The organism is Gimesia chilikensis (assembly GCF_008329715.1).
In the GTDB taxonomy this organism is placed as follows: domain Bacteria; phylum Planctomycetota; class Planctomycetia; order Planctomycetales; family Planctomycetaceae; genus Gimesia; species Gimesia chilikensis.
Genome location: NZ_VTSR01000006.1, coordinates 255,017 through 269,299, shown reverse-complemented (window position 1 = coordinate 269,299; position 14,283 = coordinate 255,017). Strand labels below are relative to the sequence as shown.

Annotated in this window: 12 protein-coding genes and 1 tRNA gene; 11 read left to right on the top strand and 2 right to left on the bottom strand. The window is 51.3% G+C overall.

What is annotated here, in order from left to right; all coding sequences use genetic code 11:
- Positions 1-26: 26 nt before the first annotated feature.
- Positions 27-1,220: a phosphatase PAP2 family protein gene (locus FYZ48_RS08220; protein WP_149339248.1), complete on the top strand. Its 1,194-nt coding sequence runs from the start codon at positions 27-29 to the stop codon at positions 1,218-1,220.
- A gap of 27 nt (positions 1,221-1,247) precedes the next feature.
- On the opposite strand, the gene FYZ48_RS08215 is transcribed toward FYZ48_RS08220, so the two are convergent.
- Positions 1,248-1,715 carry a hypothetical protein gene (locus FYZ48_RS08215; RefSeq protein ID WP_149339246.1) on the bottom strand — a complete coding sequence of 156 codons (468 nt, stop codon included), beginning with the start codon at positions 1,713-1,715 and terminating at the stop codon, positions 1,248-1,250.
- A 143-nt stretch (positions 1,716-1,858) separates the two neighbouring features.
- On the opposite strand from FYZ48_RS08215, the gene FYZ48_RS08210 reads away from it, so the two are divergent.
- From FYZ48_RS08210 to FYZ48_RS08200, 3 genes are all read left to right on the top strand, one after another.
- Positions 1,859-2,350 carry a DUF6717 family protein gene (locus FYZ48_RS08210; protein ID WP_198422192.1) on the top strand — a complete coding sequence of 164 codons (492 nt, stop codon included), beginning with the start codon at positions 1,859-1,861 and terminating at the stop codon, positions 2,348-2,350.
- A 102-nt stretch (positions 2,351-2,452) separates the two neighbouring features.
- Positions 2,453-2,526, top strand: a tRNA-Arg gene (locus FYZ48_RS08205).
- A 57-nt stretch (positions 2,527-2,583) separates the two neighbouring features.
- Positions 2,584-3,339 (top strand): hypothetical protein, encoded by a 756-nt coding sequence (locus FYZ48_RS08200; RefSeq protein WP_149339244.1) that lies wholly within the window; start codon positions 2,584-2,586, stop codon positions 3,337-3,339.
- A gap of 7 nt (positions 3,340-3,346) precedes the next feature.
- Here the strand turns inward: FYZ48_RS08200 and FYZ48_RS08195 are convergent, their stop codons facing one another.
- Positions 3,347-4,345 (bottom strand): adenosine deaminase, encoded by a 999-nt coding sequence (locus FYZ48_RS08195; protein ID WP_149339241.1) that lies wholly within the window; start codon positions 4,343-4,345, stop codon positions 3,347-3,349.
- Between the two features lie 207 nt (positions 4,346-4,552).
- Here FYZ48_RS08195 and FYZ48_RS08190 point away from each other — a divergent pair, with 207 nt between their 5' ends.
- The 7 genes from FYZ48_RS08190 to FYZ48_RS08160 all read left to right on the top strand — a co-directional run bounded on the left by FYZ48_RS08190 (position 4,553) and on the right by FYZ48_RS08160 (position 14,084).
- On the top strand, positions 4,553-5,884 hold the full coding sequence (locus FYZ48_RS08190) for a neutral/alkaline non-lysosomal ceramidase N-terminal domain-containing protein (protein ID WP_149339239.1): 1,332 nt from the start codon (positions 4,553-4,555) through the stop codon (positions 5,882-5,884).
- A 685-nt stretch (positions 5,885-6,569) separates the two neighbouring features.
- Positions 6,570-8,630, top strand: a complete 2,061-nt coding sequence (locus FYZ48_RS08185) for a PrkA family serine protein kinase (protein WP_149339237.1) — start codon at positions 6,570-6,572, stop codon at positions 8,628-8,630.
- A gap of 108 nt (positions 8,631-8,738) precedes the next feature.
- The gene (locus tag FYZ48_RS08180) at positions 8,739-9,845 is read left to right on the top strand and encodes a DUF444 family protein (RefSeq protein ID WP_149339235.1); all 1,107 of its coding nucleotides are present in this window, start codon (positions 8,739-8,741) and stop codon (positions 9,843-9,845) included.
- Between the two features lie 60 nt (positions 9,846-9,905).
- Entirely contained in the window at positions 9,906-11,435 is a 1,530-nt protein-coding gene (locus tag FYZ48_RS08175; protein WP_149339233.1) for a SpoVR family protein, read from the top strand.
- Positions 11,436-11,458: 23 nt separating this feature from the next.
- Positions 11,459-11,953 carry a hypothetical protein gene (locus FYZ48_RS08170; RefSeq protein ID WP_149339231.1) on the top strand — a complete coding sequence of 165 codons (495 nt, stop codon included), beginning with the start codon at positions 11,459-11,461 and terminating at the stop codon, positions 11,951-11,953.
- Positions 11,954-12,103: 150 nt separating this feature from the next.
- Positions 12,104-12,913, top strand: a complete 810-nt coding sequence (locus FYZ48_RS08165) for an IclR family transcriptional regulator (protein WP_149339229.1) — start codon at positions 12,104-12,106, stop codon at positions 12,911-12,913.
- Between the two features lie 28 nt (positions 12,914-12,941).
- A complete protein-coding gene (locus FYZ48_RS08160; protein ID WP_149339227.1) occupies positions 12,942-14,084 on the top strand; it encodes an aminotransferase class V-fold PLP-dependent enzyme in 1,143 nt (380 codons plus the stop codon).
- The last annotated feature ends 199 nt before the right edge of the window (positions 14,085-14,283 follow it).

Genomic DNA, 14,283 nt, shown 5'->3' with positions numbered 1-14,283 from the left:
TCTACCCGTTAGACTGATTTAGATTTATGAAATCAATTTTGACGCTGATTCTGCGCACAAGGTACAGCAGCGGACTGCTCCCGGTCCTGTGTTATCTCCTGCTGATGTGCCAGGCCACCGGCTGTATCATGATGAAGGAAAGAACACACATTGAAACGGTCGTCGGTGTCGATACGGAATCAGCTATGGGGCTGGTGGAACCTCCAGGCTTTCGCCGGATCATTGAAATGGATTCTCCCACCTCCCCAAAGCAAAATGCAGTAGAGGGACTGGCTCATATAAATGGTCCGACAGCTGACAGTGGTGAACCATATTCTGGTTTTAAACGGCTCCTGCATCGACCTGAGGATATCCTCAAAACCTCACTTACCGAAAATGAGGAGAACCCGCAACAATCCACACGGATTCAAATCCAGGGATTCCTTGAGGAAGATCCGCTGGTAGGGATCGAGGGGGATTATGAATGTGTGAATCCTTCACTTGAAGAAGAGTTTAGTACTTCCCCACCTTCACTCTGGAGTCGCATCAAAGAGGACCATCAGCACTACTACTCGAAAGAGTCTCTGGTCTGGCTGGCAGGCGGATTTGGGGTGGGAGCGATTATAGCCAATACATCGCTGGACGGTGGTATTCAGAATCATCTGCAGTCCAGCGTACTGGGGGCGTCGTCCGATGAATGGCTGGAAACTTTTCATGCGCAAAAAGAACTTGGCAATGGTCGCTATACTTTACCACTGTTTGCTGCTGCCTGGGGAGCCGGACTGTTGTTTGAAAAGATGCCGCTGATCAATGCGACTGGCGAATGGGGAGAACGCTCAATTCGAGCGATTATTGTCGGTACGCCACCCATGCTGGCGATGCAGTCCATCACCGGTGCTTCACGCCCGGGAGAGACCTCCTCGAATGCGAAGTGGAAGCCTTTTCAGGACAACAATGGTGTCAGCGGCCACAGTTTCATGGGAGCCATTCCCTTCCTGGCAGCAGCAAAAGTCACTGATCGACCATTGCTCAAAGTGCTGTATTATGCCGGTTCCACGCTGGCCCCATTATCTCGCCTGAATGACAATCGCCATTATCCCTCGCAGGCGTTCCTGGGCTGGTACATGGCCTGGGTGGCTACGAATGCAGTCGACGCCACACAGCAGGCGGATCGCAACTGGCGGATGTTTCCCATCTCCTGGGGAGGCAATACAGGCATCGGGATTGAATACAACTGGTGACCAGAAGACAGAATCAGTTGAAGAAAATTATCGCCGTTTCAGTTTCACGCTGTAAATAAAGCCAATCAGGCAGCCAATGATTCCACAGAGCGGCATCCCGTTGAAGATGAAATATCGGGTATAACCGGCGGTGACTTTGCTACGGAGAAAGTTGTAGTAGGGATCCTGTTGCGCCATCAGGGGTGCCAGTACCAGAGCTCCCAGGACATAGCCGATCAAGAGGCCGACAATCGCCCCGACGATGCTGTGCCTCAGGGCACCTTTCAATTTGACCTGTCCAAAATGAAGTGCAAACAGGTAGGCCAGAGCGCCACCCAGCAGTGGACCGACGATTGGCAAGCGTACCCCGCTCTGAAATCGGAGCATCGGCCCGGTCTCCATCCAGGAATAACTGCCGAGTATTGCTTCAAGCAGGATGCCCAGAATGAGCCCGCAAAAGGCGGCAACCCATTGATTTACATTCTGATTCTGTTCGTTTTGTCTGCGTTTTGCCACGTTGTCTCGTCCATCGATAGAATCCTGGTCTTCTATTAATGTCGTCAATCTCTATGACGGAAGACAAAGTTTTCGCTTTTGGCGGACAATCAGTTAAACTGATAGAAACGGACAACTGATAGATCCCACAGGAGCAACACCACATGACCGATGAAACGACTCCCGCCGAGACCAGTGCACCACGAACTCACTGGGGCCGTCTGAGTTTTTTGGTACTAGGATTAGTCCTGATTGCCCTCGGCATTGCCTGGCAACTCCGGCTGTTGCCGTTCGGGAATTCACTGCCCCGGCAGAATGCGATCATGGTCATTGCGCCTTATAAGCACCAGGGGACCTGGGTCTTCGACGACAGTTCTGCCGGCCTCGTTCAGGAACCCTTTGTGGCGGGTGTGCCTGAAATGATCGATGTGATCGTGAAAGACATCCCCGATGCCGATCAGGGATTTCGCCTGATTTTCTCTTCAAACCCCTTCCCCGACTATCAGAAAAAGCTGGTCTGGCTGCGGGGGGACCGGGGGGGAAACTATTACCGTTTTGCCGATTCAGATATGGAAGGCTGGATCTGTCCCGCCATGTTCCAATATTACGAGAAAGCACCCCCGGAACTTTATGTTAAAGCGGAACCGATGAACTGAGGCGAAAACCGAGCCTGCTTCATCTTTTTGGTGTCACTCTCAAAACGCGAGAAGCAGTCGTTTGACGAAAGCCCGGAGCCATAACTATATTAGGTTCAATCGGCCCCCGTAGCTCAGTTGGATAGAGCAATGCTTTCCTAAAGCATAGGTCGCAGGTTCGAACCCTGCCGGGGGTATGTTTTCTCAGGGATGGCCGCTTAACCTTTCAGTCCGCTCTCAGAAGGATGCTTCCCATGTCCAGGCTGTTCAACCTGTTTGTTCTTGGTCTCACAACAGTGGGAATTCTGTTTTCCAGCGTCTCTCTGCAGGCCGAAGAGAAAGCGAAAAGCTATTATCTGATCGGTAATTCTCTGACCTGGGATACGGCTCCGGCATTGCTCGACGGTGATGTGCAGTGGCACGTGGATTGTGGCAAGAGCCTGCCTTATATCCATGAGCATCCGGAGAAGCCTTGCGTCAAAACATCGACTCTGTGGCCGACCGCCCTCAAGGAGAAGCAGTACGATCTGATCTCCGTGCAACCGCACTACGGTTCCACGCTCGCTGAAGATGTGGCTACGATTTCCCAATGGATTGAGATGCAGCCCAAGGCGATCTTCGTCATTCATACCGGCTGGGCGCGCAGTGCGACCCGGGAGGATGAATACCGGAATCAGGAAATCTCGGGAAAACTACAACACAGCCCCGCATATATCAAAGCCCTGCTGGCTGCGCTCCAGAAAAAATATCCGGAACGGAAATTCAAACAGACTCGTGCCATCGATCTGCTGGAGCAGGTTGATGCCGACATCAAATCCGGCAAGGCCCCCTTTGATCAGATTACAGACATCTACCGGGATGCGATTCACATGAAACTCGATTCGGGCCGCTATCTGATGCACAACGCAATGCGGCACGCGATGGACCAGCCTCGCTCCGACAAGGGCTATGAAAAGCTGGATCCCAAGACCAAACAGTACCTCAATCAGGTGCTGGATACACTCAACTGAACCGGTTTCAATCGATTTCCTCAGGCAACTCTGACAGCAGCTTCTGTTGTTCCGCGTCTAATAGAAATGCAGAGGTAAATGAATTTCGTGCCAGCTGAATCAGTTCCTGTCGAGATAAGTCAAGTGCCTGCAGCACTGCCGTGAAGTTCTCATTGACATATCCACCGAAGTAGGGTGGGTCGTCGGAATTGACCGTCACGCGCAGTCCCGCCTCCAGCATCTGCTTGAGCGGGTGTTGAGACATCTCCGGATAGACGCAGAGCCGCACATTGGAAAGCGGACAGACGGTGAGCGGAATCTGTTCTGCTGCCAGCCGCTCGACCAGGGCGGGGTCTTCCATGCAGCGGACTCCATGATCAATGCGTTCCGCATGCAGCAGGTCCAGGGCTTCGGTGATGTACTCTGGAGGACCCTCTTCTCCTGCATGGCAGACGATGTGTAATCCATTTTTACGTGCTTCTTCGAAGACCCTAACGAATTTTGAGGGCGGGTGTCCTAGTTCGGAGGAATCGAGTCCCACGCCGATAAACTGCTCGCGGAAGGGGAGTGCCTGCTGAAGTGTTTCCCAGGCAGACTCGGCCGACAGGTGTCGCAGAAAGCAGAGGATCAGTCGGGAAGAGATGCCCAGCTCCCTTTCCCCCTGTTTCAGGGCGGAGGAAATGCCGTTCAATACGGTTTCCATGGGAATGTCACGCGCCGTGTGCGACTGGGGATCAAAGAAGATTTCGGTATGGCGGACGTTTTGAGAAGCCGCTTTTTTCAGGTAGGCCAGTGTCAAGTCATGGAAGTCTTCCTCGGTACAGACGACGCTGATCGAGGCGTAATACAGATCCAGAAAGGATTGCAGGTCCTGAAAGTCATAGGCGGCCCGCATTTCATCGACGGATGCAAACGGGAGCGAAACCTGGTTCTTGTCGGCCAGTTGAAACGCCAGTTCCGGCTCCAGCGTTCCTTCAATGTGCAGATGCAGTTCCGCCTTGGGTAGAGCCGCAATGAAGTCGTCCATGTCTTTTGCTCCCGGTCGAAGTCAGTTTCAACGGTTGAATTACTGGCAACATCGTAGCCCGTGTAAGGGGATTGTCAACAGCGTCCCTTCCTCTGAGACTTCGTTTTCAGGTCGACAGGTTGTAAGATAAAATCGTGTTTATGTGATGCCTCACCTGGTCAATGCGCCATTGAGCGTGAGTCAGATTATTAACTAAGGGATCCGAAGATGTTGACAACAATGCAGAAGACGCTATTGGTGATTCTGATAGGACTGTTTGGGGGAAATTATTCCGTCCTGCTTGCCGCAGACTGGAAGGTAGGTCAGGCGCGGGTTGATATCACTCCCGCAAAAAACATCTGGCTGGCCGGTTATGCCTCCCGCAAGAAACCCGCACAAAGCACGCAGCATCCACTCTGGGCCAAAGCACTGGTGTTTGAAGACCCTCAGGGACAGCGGGCGGTGATTGTGACGACCGACCTGATTGGCCTGACCCGCGAGATTTCCGATGCGGTCTGCAAAAGGGTCACCAACCAGACCGGAATCAGTCGTGCTCAGATTATGCTCAATTCTTCGCACACGCATTGCAGCCCGGTCGTCAAGGGGTGTGCTGCACTCGCTTACGATTTTACTCCAGAGCAACAGAAGGACGTCGATGACTACGCGGAGACACTGCAGGGTAAGCTGGTGAAAGTCATCGTAGAAGCCAGTCAATCCCTTGAGCCGGCTAATCTCAGCTTTGGAGAAGAGAAGGCCACCTTTGCGATTAACCGTCGTGGACGGATCAATCCGGATGGCCCCGTCGATCACAGTGTGCCTGTTTTGAAGGTGACTGGTAGTGAAGGCAAACTGCGGGCAATCCTGTTTGGGTACGCCTGTCATAATACCACAATTGCCCTGTTTGAATTTTGTGGCGATTACGCCGGCTTCGCACAAATTGAGCTTGAGAAACAGTATCCGGGAACACTGGCTATGTTCATGCTTGGTTGTGGAGGCGATGCCAACCCCCATCCCCGGGGCACGATGGAACTGGCCGAACAGCACGGGACGGCATTGGCCCAGGCGGTAAGTCGAGCAGTAGAACAGAAACTTGATCCCGTTCGTGGACCGCTGACTGTCCGGTTCCAACGCACCGATCTCCCCTTTGTAGCGCCTCCCTCAAAGGCAGAGCTGGAATCACGAATAGGGAAGGGGGATGTCTACACCCAGCGGCTGACAGATTACCTGCTGGGACAATTGAAAGAGCAGGGCAGCATTCCCACATCGTATCCTTTCTCAGCACAGATCTTTGAGTTCGGAGAGGATCTGACTCTGATTGGTCTCGGAGGGGAAACGGTGATTGACTATGCCATTCGTCTGCACGAAGAACTCTCTGTGAAACATCTCTGGGTAGCCGGTTATTGTAACGAGGTCTTCGCTTATGTTCCCTCCGAACGAGTACTGAAAGAAGGGGGCTATGAGGGCGGGGGAGCGATGAAATATTTCGGCTGGCACGGACCATTTCAACCTGGTGTTGAAGATCGAATTATCAAACTCATTCAGACCATGCTTGCTCAATAAGACTGTCCCGCTCGCTTTGCTGCTCTGATTTCACGGTCCGCATTTCGGTTCGTATTATTGCTTCCTGTCAGAATCCTGTTCTCACATTCTGTTGTTCTTTTACGTAAGAATACCAGTGGGTTAGATCCTGATTTTTCGTAAGAAAGAACAGGGGAAATTCACTGTCTAATGCGAGAAGGGACGCTTCGTTCAGCTACTTAAGTTTGAAATTCCACTTGAGTCGTTGCTTCAGGATGGAGTTCGCTAACTGATTGTCAGGCAGCCACTTATCCGAGATCGTTAAAGTCCTTAAAGAAGCCGACAAGACGCTCCGTTTAAGATTGGTATTGTCTCGATCAGAGGCGTGGGAAATAATGGTATTGCTCGAAACATGATATTCGGTCTCTAACATTCCTGTGTGGCATGCCCTGAAACCAATCGAGTCACGTCCACACGAACATCCCTTTTAACAATTTGGTGTTGGCCATGGATGGTCCTGTAAACAACCTCATTTCAGTTTTTCATAATGAATGAGGGAACTATCCCTGCGCAGTATGTGTCTCTTGGATGATTAATTTTCGGTCTATGTGAAAGGCAGAAGCACTCGAAAAAGCCCTTATTCAAATCAAAATCAATTACCTCGAACTAATTGGCCTTCCACGAGAATTGCAAGAAAGCAAGTCGTGACGCCAGGAGGAGGAGTCCCATGGAAAATGGTCGATCATTTTTAACTCGGATTTCAGGTCAACTGAATTCAGATCTGTTTCGTCAGGAACATTGGCAGGGGACTTTCGATGAGTACCTTGATATTGTTCGCAAAGATCACAGAGTGACTCGCACCGCGTTTCAACGCGTGTACGACATGATCATGAGTTATGGGACTTATCCCGTCGAGGGTAAGAAGGGGCTCATCCGCTACCGCTTTTTCGATGATCCCGTTAATGACGGCCGCGATGGCATCTTCGGTCTGTCCAAGCCATTGATGGAGCTGGTCAACGTCTTCAAGTCTGCTGCACTCAAGTATGGCAGCGAACGCCGGGTTCTGTTGCTGCACGGACCGGTGGGGAGTTCAAAATCAACCATCGCCCGCCTGCTTAAACAGGGGCTGGAACGTTATTCCCGCACAGAAGAAGGCGCACTTTACACCTTCGGCTGGAAAGAAGAAGACGGCACCATTCTCTGGGATCCCATGAATGGCGATCCTTTGCAACTGGTGCCGATGAAGTATCGCCAGGAACTCTGCAGTTACCTGAACGAGGGGCGCGACATCGATGATGAAACCTCGTACTCGGTCGAGATCAGTGGCGAAGTCTGCCCGTTGAGCCGATTCATTTTTAATGAACGGCTGGAAAAAGCGGATGGCGACTGGACCAAGGTCATGGAGCAGATCGTAGTCAAACGTATTATCTTTTCTGAACAGGACCGGATCGGCATTGGTACGTTCCAGCCTAAAGATGAAAAGAACCAGGACTCCACCGAACTGACCGGGGACATCAACTATCGCAAGATTGCCCAGTATGGGAGCGAAAGTGATCCCCGTGCATTCAACTTCGATGGCGAATTCAATGTCTCCAACCGGGGTCTGATTGAATTTATCGAAGTTCTCAAGCTGGATGTGGCATTCCTGTACGACCTGCTGGGTGCCTCTCAGGAACATAAGATCAAACCGAAAAAATTCGCACAGACGGATATCGACACGGTAATTATCGGGCATACCAACGAACCCGAATACCGTCGTCTGCAGTCTAACGAATTCATGGAAGCACTTCGCGACCGAACGGTGAAGATCGATGTCCCTTATGTCACCAAGCTGAGTGAAGAGGTCAAGATCTACGAGAAGGATTACAACTCCAAACGCGTGCGTGGGAAACATATTGCTCCGCACACACTGGAAATTGGTGCGATGTGGGCTGTACTCACGCGACTCGAAACGCCTAAGCATCATGGTCTGACTCTGATTCAGAAAATGCACCTCTATAACGGACGGTCTCTGCCGGGCTTCACGACGGAAAACGTCGAACAGCTCCGCAAAGAGGCCAAGTCTGAAGGTCTGTTCGGGATCTCGCCCCGTTATGTGCAGGATAAGATTTCGAATGCCCTGGTGGTCAATTCGCATAGTTCTAACTTGAACCCTTTCATGCTGCTGAACGAACTGGACGAGGGACTCAAGCATCACTCTTTAATTGCCAACGATGAAATGCGCGATCACTATCGTCAGTTGATCACCGTCGTGAAAGAGGAGTATACCGATATCGTGAAGAACGAAGTACAACGTGCGATTGCCGCTGATGAAGAGGCACTCACCCGTCTGTGCGGCAATTATCTCGATAGCGTGAAAGCCTATACACAGAAGGAACGTGTGAAGAACAAGTTTACCGGCGAATATGAAGAGCCGGATGAACGCCTCATGCGGTCGATTGAGGAACGCATTGACATCCCCGAAACGCGTAAAGATGATTTCCGCCGCGAGATCATGAATTACATCGGAGCCCTGTCCCTGGATGGTAAGACCTTCGATTACAAGACCAACGAACGCCTGCAGAAGGCGCTGGAGATGAAGCTGTTCGAAGATCAGAAGGACACGATCAAGCTGACCAGCCTGGTTTCGAATGTGGTCGATGCAGATACACAGGAGAAGATCGATATCGTCAAGGCCCGCCTGATCCGCAATTACGGCTACGACGAGGAATCGGCTACCGATGTGCTGCAGTACGTCGCCAGTATCTTCGCTCGTGGTGATTCGAAAAAGAACAGTGACGCCGCTTAAGCGGCCAGGGAAACCTGAACCAGTGAAATAACTCTGATTACAGGATAAGAAGGAAGAGTTTAAAACGCTGCTAACTCTGATTCCCTGTTTTGAAAGGGGCTCGACAGCATGGTGCGCAGAATTGATCGGGACCAGCAACGGTTCGATAAAATCATCAAAGGGAAGGTCCGCCAGCAGCTCCGGAAGTATATCAATCACGGAGAGATGCTGGGACGCAAAGGCCGGGAAACGGTCAGTATTCCTGTACCCAATATCGAGATTCCCCATTTTCAGCACGGTGAAAAAGGGAGTGGCGGGGTCGGGCAGGGCGAAGGCGAAGTCGGTCAGCCAGTCGGTCGTGGAAAATCGGAAGGCGATGGGCAGGGGCAGGCCGGTAATGAACGGGGCCAGCATATCCGCGAAGTGGAAATGTCCCTCGAAGAACTGGCCGATATGCTCGGCGAAGCCCTGGAGTTACCCCGGATTGAGCCCAAAGGCGACGATGCACTGACGTCTCAGAAAGATCGTTATACATCGATCCGGCCGACCGGTCCCGATTCACTACGGCATTTCAAGCGAACCTATAAGCGCGCCTTGCGGCGAATGATCGCCTCCAATAATTATGATCCCCGCGATCCCACGATCGTGCCCACCCGGGATGACGAACGCTTTCGCAGCTGGAAGACCGTTAACGAACCACATACCAATGCTGCTGTGATTTATATGATGGACGTCTCCGGTTCCATGACCGATGTTCAGAAAGAGATTGTCCGCACCGAGGCGTTCTGGATCGACACCTGGCTCAAACGCCAGTACGACGGAATTGAACGCCGTTATGTGGTGCATGATGCAGTCGCTCATGAAGTGGATGAAGATACGTTTTACCGCGTTCGTGAAAGTGGCGGGACGCGTATCTCATCCGCTTACCGGGCTGCAGATTACATCATCAAACGGGACTTCCCCCCGGCACTCTGGAATATTTACTGTTTTCAGTTTTCCGATGGTGACAACTGGGGTGAGGACAACACGGAGTGTATTGAAAGCCTGAAGCAGAATCTGTTTCCTGTCTGTAATCTGTTCTGTTATGGACAGGTTAGAAGCCCCTATGGCTCCGGAGATTTCATCAAGGAACTCCGCAAGGTCGAAGAAGAATTTGATAACCTGATTCTTTCAGAAATCGAAGATAAAGAAGGCATCTACGGCTCGATCAAGACATTTCTGGGAACAGGAAAATAATAGCAGCGACAGGATTGCTTCTGCTTTGGGAGCAGTAACTGACGTCTCACGGAGGCTCGTATGGTAGTCACAACGCATCGCCCTTTACCGAAAGAACTCAGCGATATCCAGCAGGAGATGGAACAGCACGCGCTGGATTACGGGCTCGATTTCTTCAAAACGATCTTTGAAGTGCTCGACTACGAAGAGCTGAGTATGTTCGCCGCCTATGGTGGGTTCCCCATTCGCTATCCACACTGGCGGTTTGGCGCTCAGTATGACGAGCTGATGAAGGGCTACTCATACGGTTTACAGAAGATCTATGAGATGGTGATCAATACGGATCCCTGTTACGCCTACCTGCTTAGTGCCAATGATATCACCGACCAGAAGCTGGTGATTGCGCACGTGTATGGGCACTGTGATTTTTTCAAAAACAACGCCTGGTTCTCGCATACAAACCGCAAGATGCTTGACCAGATGGCCAATCATGCGACTCGAGTGAATCGTCACATTGATGAGCAGGGTTACGAAAAGGTCGAGACCTTCATTGATACCTGTCTGTCACTGGAGAGTCTGATTGACCCTTATGCACCACACATTCGACGTACGCAGAAATCAGAATCGAAGGCTGATACGCAAAGGCGTCGAGCAGAGGATGCCGAAAGCACGGGAGGCCGTTTCCCTGCCAAGAACTACATGGATCGCTATATTAACCCGGAGGATGCTCTGGAAGAAGAAGCGAGTCAAAAACGGCAGAAAGCGATGGAACTGTCTGACCAACTGAAGTTCCCCAAAGAACGTGTGCGGGATGTGCTGTTCTTTCTGTTGCAGTATGCGCCGCTGGAAGACTGGCAGCGGGATGTTCTGACGATCATTCGTGACGAAGCTTACTACTTCGCCCCGCAGGGACAGACCAAGATCATGAATGAAGGCTGGGCCAGTTTCTGGCACTCGACCATCATGACCCGCCATGGTCTGACCGACGAGGGGCTGATTAACTACGCCGATCATCATAGTGGGACGATGGCCACGAGCCCGAACCGACTCAATCCTTACAAGCTGGGAATTGAACTGCTGAAAGACATTGAGGAACGCTGGAATAAAGGGCAGTTCGGTCCGGAGTATGATAACTGCACCGACATGTATGAAAGAGAGCACTGGGATAAAGATCTCGGTCTTGGTCGGGAGAAAATCTTTGAAGTCCGGCGGATCCATAACGATATTACATTTATCGATACGTTTCTGACCCCCGAGTTCTGTTATAAAAACCGGATGTTTTCATTTGGCTTTAACGATTCGAATAAAACGTATGAGATTCAATCACGCGAATTTCAACAGATCAAACAGCAGTTGTTGAGCAGCCTCAGCAATCATGGACGGCCTGTCATTTACGTACAGGATGCAAACTATAAAAACCGGGGCGAACTGTACCTGGAACACGAATACCTGGGAATCGAACTCAAACTGGATTATGCTCAGGACACGCTGGCCAACCTGCATTCCATCTGGAAGCGGCCGGTAAACATCGAAACCGTCGTGGATGACCGACCTACGATTCTGAACTATGACGGTAAGAAACATTCCACGAACTCGAAAGAAAAGCAATAAGATCCTCGGCAGGAGGATATTCTATGTCTGTATTAAACCAACTCAATCATGAACTGACTCAGCTGATAGGCTATCACTCTGCCCAGCCTCGAACCGTAACCATTTCAGCGACCGGTAAAATCGATGTCATGCTCGATTTTACTTCGGTCGACACCATGAGCTGCTCGGTTTTTGAAATCCACGTCAATGTTCCCTCACTGTCACAGTCCACGTTTGACAAGCTCAAAGAGTGGGGGCAGAAACTCTGTCAGCGGATCACTTATCTGCTGGAAAACATCGGACCGCTGGAATACGACGAAAATGCCGGCCAGGTACTGATTCGCTCCACCCCTCCTGATCAACAGAAGACAGGCACTAAGTATTATGAAATCATGCTGTCTTCTCACTCGAATGGGAATTTCAGCCTGAAACGCTTTGCCTCTCAGAAAGGGCAATCGGGACGAACTCAGGTCGAAATGCAGATCACGCACGAAGTGCTCCGCAAGCTTGTCGAGGACCTCGTGGATACTGTTCCCTGAGCTGATCGGAAGCCTGTTGGCTCTGCTTTCCTGTCCTCAGCCTTAAGCTGTAATGATCTTAAGGCTTTTTCTAAGTGGAACTTACGCCCCTGTTCTGAAAGACAGGAATAGTGCTTGACGCCCTGCGTTTTATATGTAAAATCATATTTCATGAGTAAAACATTAGAACGTACAGAACAAAAACAGTCTTACCGTGTACCGGCCCTTGAGAAGGGGCTGGAGGTGCTGGAACTGTTGTCCGGTATCTCTCAGCCACTGTCGCTGACCGACATTGCAGACCGTCTGGGGCGAACCAAACAGGAGCTGTTTCGGGTCATGGCCTGTCTGAATGAGCAGGGGTACCTGATCCGTGATGCCAACCAGGGATACCGCATGAGTACCAAGCTGTTCGAACTGGGATCCAAGCACGCCAGTACGGAAGCCCTGATCGCGCGGGCCACTCCGCATATGGAAAATCTGACGCATGAACTGAATGAGTCGTGCCATCTGAACCTGGTTGTTAGAAATAAAATGCTGGTGATCGCCCGTGTAAACTGCGATGCAGACGTCTCGCTGGCAGTTCGCGTTGGTGCGAGTTTCAAGCTGCATGAACGAAACAGCGGCCATGTCGCGCTGGCCTATCTATCCGCAGATCAGCGCTGTAAATACTGGGAACAGACCGATCTCACTGCTTCTGAAATTGAGGAGTGTGAAAGCGAATTCGCCGCCACCCGCCGTTCCGGTTTCCGGACGATGGAAAGTGCTCTGATTGTCGGCGTTCGCGATACGGCAACGCCGATTCTGGGTGCCGATGGCAAGTTACTGGCAGTGTTGTGCGTTTCTCATATTCTCAAAGTGGGTGAATCGGAAGACTCGACACGAATTTCAACCGCGATGCTGGAGTGTGCTCAAGCGATTTCCAGTGAATTTGGACCGACTATGTTGCACCAGTCAACTGTCCCTGCAGGGGACCTGGCTTAATTTCCCTGCGTTCTCGAACGGAGTTTTCATGCTGGATTTACAAACACGGAATCAGGATTTCCCCAGTCTGCAGGGACGAACCTACCTGAATACTGCTGCAGAAGGGATTCCTCCCCTGCAGGTCAAAGCGGCCTTCGATCAGTATTTCGAGGATAAGCTGCTGGGAATGGATGGACGTAAACTCCATGAAGCACAATGGGATGCTGCCAAGTCCCTGATTGCAGGCATGTATGGCTTGAGTTCGGACGAAGTCAGCATCTGTTCCTGCAGCTCCGAAGCATTCAACCTGGCCTACCAGGCGCTGCAATTGAAGGAGGGGGATGAAGTCATCATCAGTGATCTGGACTTCCCCGCCAGCTATACTTTCGGGCTGCAGCAGAGCTGTCCTGCTACGGTCAAAATCTGGGAAGCCCGCGACTGGGAACTGCGTCTGGAAGACTTGCAATCGCTGCTCACCGATAAAACCCGGATGGTCAGCATTTCCCTGGTCAGCTTTTTCAACGGATTCATGATTCCGCTGAAAGAAGTGATTCAAACGATTCGTCAGCACTCATCAGCGTTGATCGCGTTAGATGTAACCCAGGCATTAGGCCGGATCCCATTGGATCTGGATGACATCGATCTGGTGATCAGCAGCACTCACAAGTGGATTCTGGCCTCACATGGCGGCGGACTGGTCGGTGTGCCATCGAAGAAAGCCAGCGATTGGACCGTCCCTGCCGGAGGCTGGTTCAATCTGAAAGACGCTTTCGGAGATCAGCGTTTCGAAAAAGCAGAAAGTCTGCCCGGAGCAGCCAGTTTTACGGTGGGGATGCCCAACTATCCAGCCGTTTACGCGATCCGAGCAGCCTTACAGTACATCACAGAAACAGGGGTCGAAAAGATCGATCAGGCCACGGCTCCTCTCGTGGAAGCCTGTCTCGCCGGCCTCAAAGAGGCAAGTGTCGAGTTAATTTCGCCCCAACAGACAGAGGATCTGGCAGGAATCATCGCTTTCCGGCACCCTGAAGCGGAGCGGATTTATAAGCACCTGCACAGTAAAGAGATTCACCCCATGTACCACGCTGGGAGAATCCGCGTGGCCCTGCATGGATACAACACAATGGACGATGTGGAGACGTTCCTCAAGGAACTGCACCACGCGTCATCCAAGAGTTTTGTCGGAAATTAGGTGGTTCAGCCACATTTGAGTGGCAGAAAATCGACTGGAATTCGACGACATTCATGTATTTTTGCTGATTTTTAACCGAGATGGAATATAATGTAGGTAAGCATAAGCTCAATCATCAAAAAATCTTACCTTCACTCCAGACCACACCGTGTCCGAGTGAGAAGCTAGCGCTCCTCGACGTCAGACTGTGGTTCCTACC

Bases quoted from the DNA above. Each gene is read 5' to 3' on its own strand.
- FYZ48_RS08170 (WP_149339231.1), top strand. From the start codon at position 11,459: ATGTCTGTATTAAACCAACTCAATCATGAACTGACTCAGCTGATAGGC.
- FYZ48_RS08200 (WP_149339244.1), top strand. From the start codon at position 2,584: ATGTCCAGGCTGTTCAACCTGTTTGTTCTTGGTCTCACAACAGTGGGA.
- FYZ48_RS08190 (WP_149339239.1), top strand. From the start codon at position 4,553: ATGTTGACAACAATGCAGAAGACGCTATTGGTGATTCTGATAGGACTG.
- FYZ48_RS08180 (WP_149339235.1), top strand. From the start codon at position 8,739: ATGGTGCGCAGAATTGATCGGGACCAGCAACGGTTCGATAAAATCATC.
- FYZ48_RS08195 (WP_149339241.1), bottom strand. From the start codon at position 4,345: ATGGACGACTTCATTGCGGCTCTACCCAAGGCGGAACTGCATCTGCAC.
- FYZ48_RS08165 (WP_149339229.1), top strand. From the start codon at position 12,104: ATGAGTAAAACATTAGAACGTACAGAACAAAAACAGTCTTACCGTGTA.
- FYZ48_RS08175 (WP_149339233.1), top strand. From the start codon at position 9,906: ATGGTAGTCACAACGCATCGCCCTTTACCGAAAGAACTCAGCGATATC.
- FYZ48_RS08160 (WP_149339227.1), top strand. From the start codon at position 12,942: ATGCTGGATTTACAAACACGGAATCAGGATTTCCCCAGTCTGCAGGGA.
- FYZ48_RS08185 (WP_149339237.1), top strand. From the start codon at position 6,570: ATGGAAAATGGTCGATCATTTTTAACTCGGATTTCAGGTCAACTGAAT.
- FYZ48_RS08210 (WP_198422192.1), top strand. From the start codon at position 1,859: ATGACCGATGAAACGACTCCCGCCGAGACCAGTGCACCACGAACTCAC.
- FYZ48_RS08220 (WP_149339248.1), top strand. From the start codon at position 27: ATGAAATCAATTTTGACGCTGATTCTGCGCACAAGGTACAGCAGCGGA.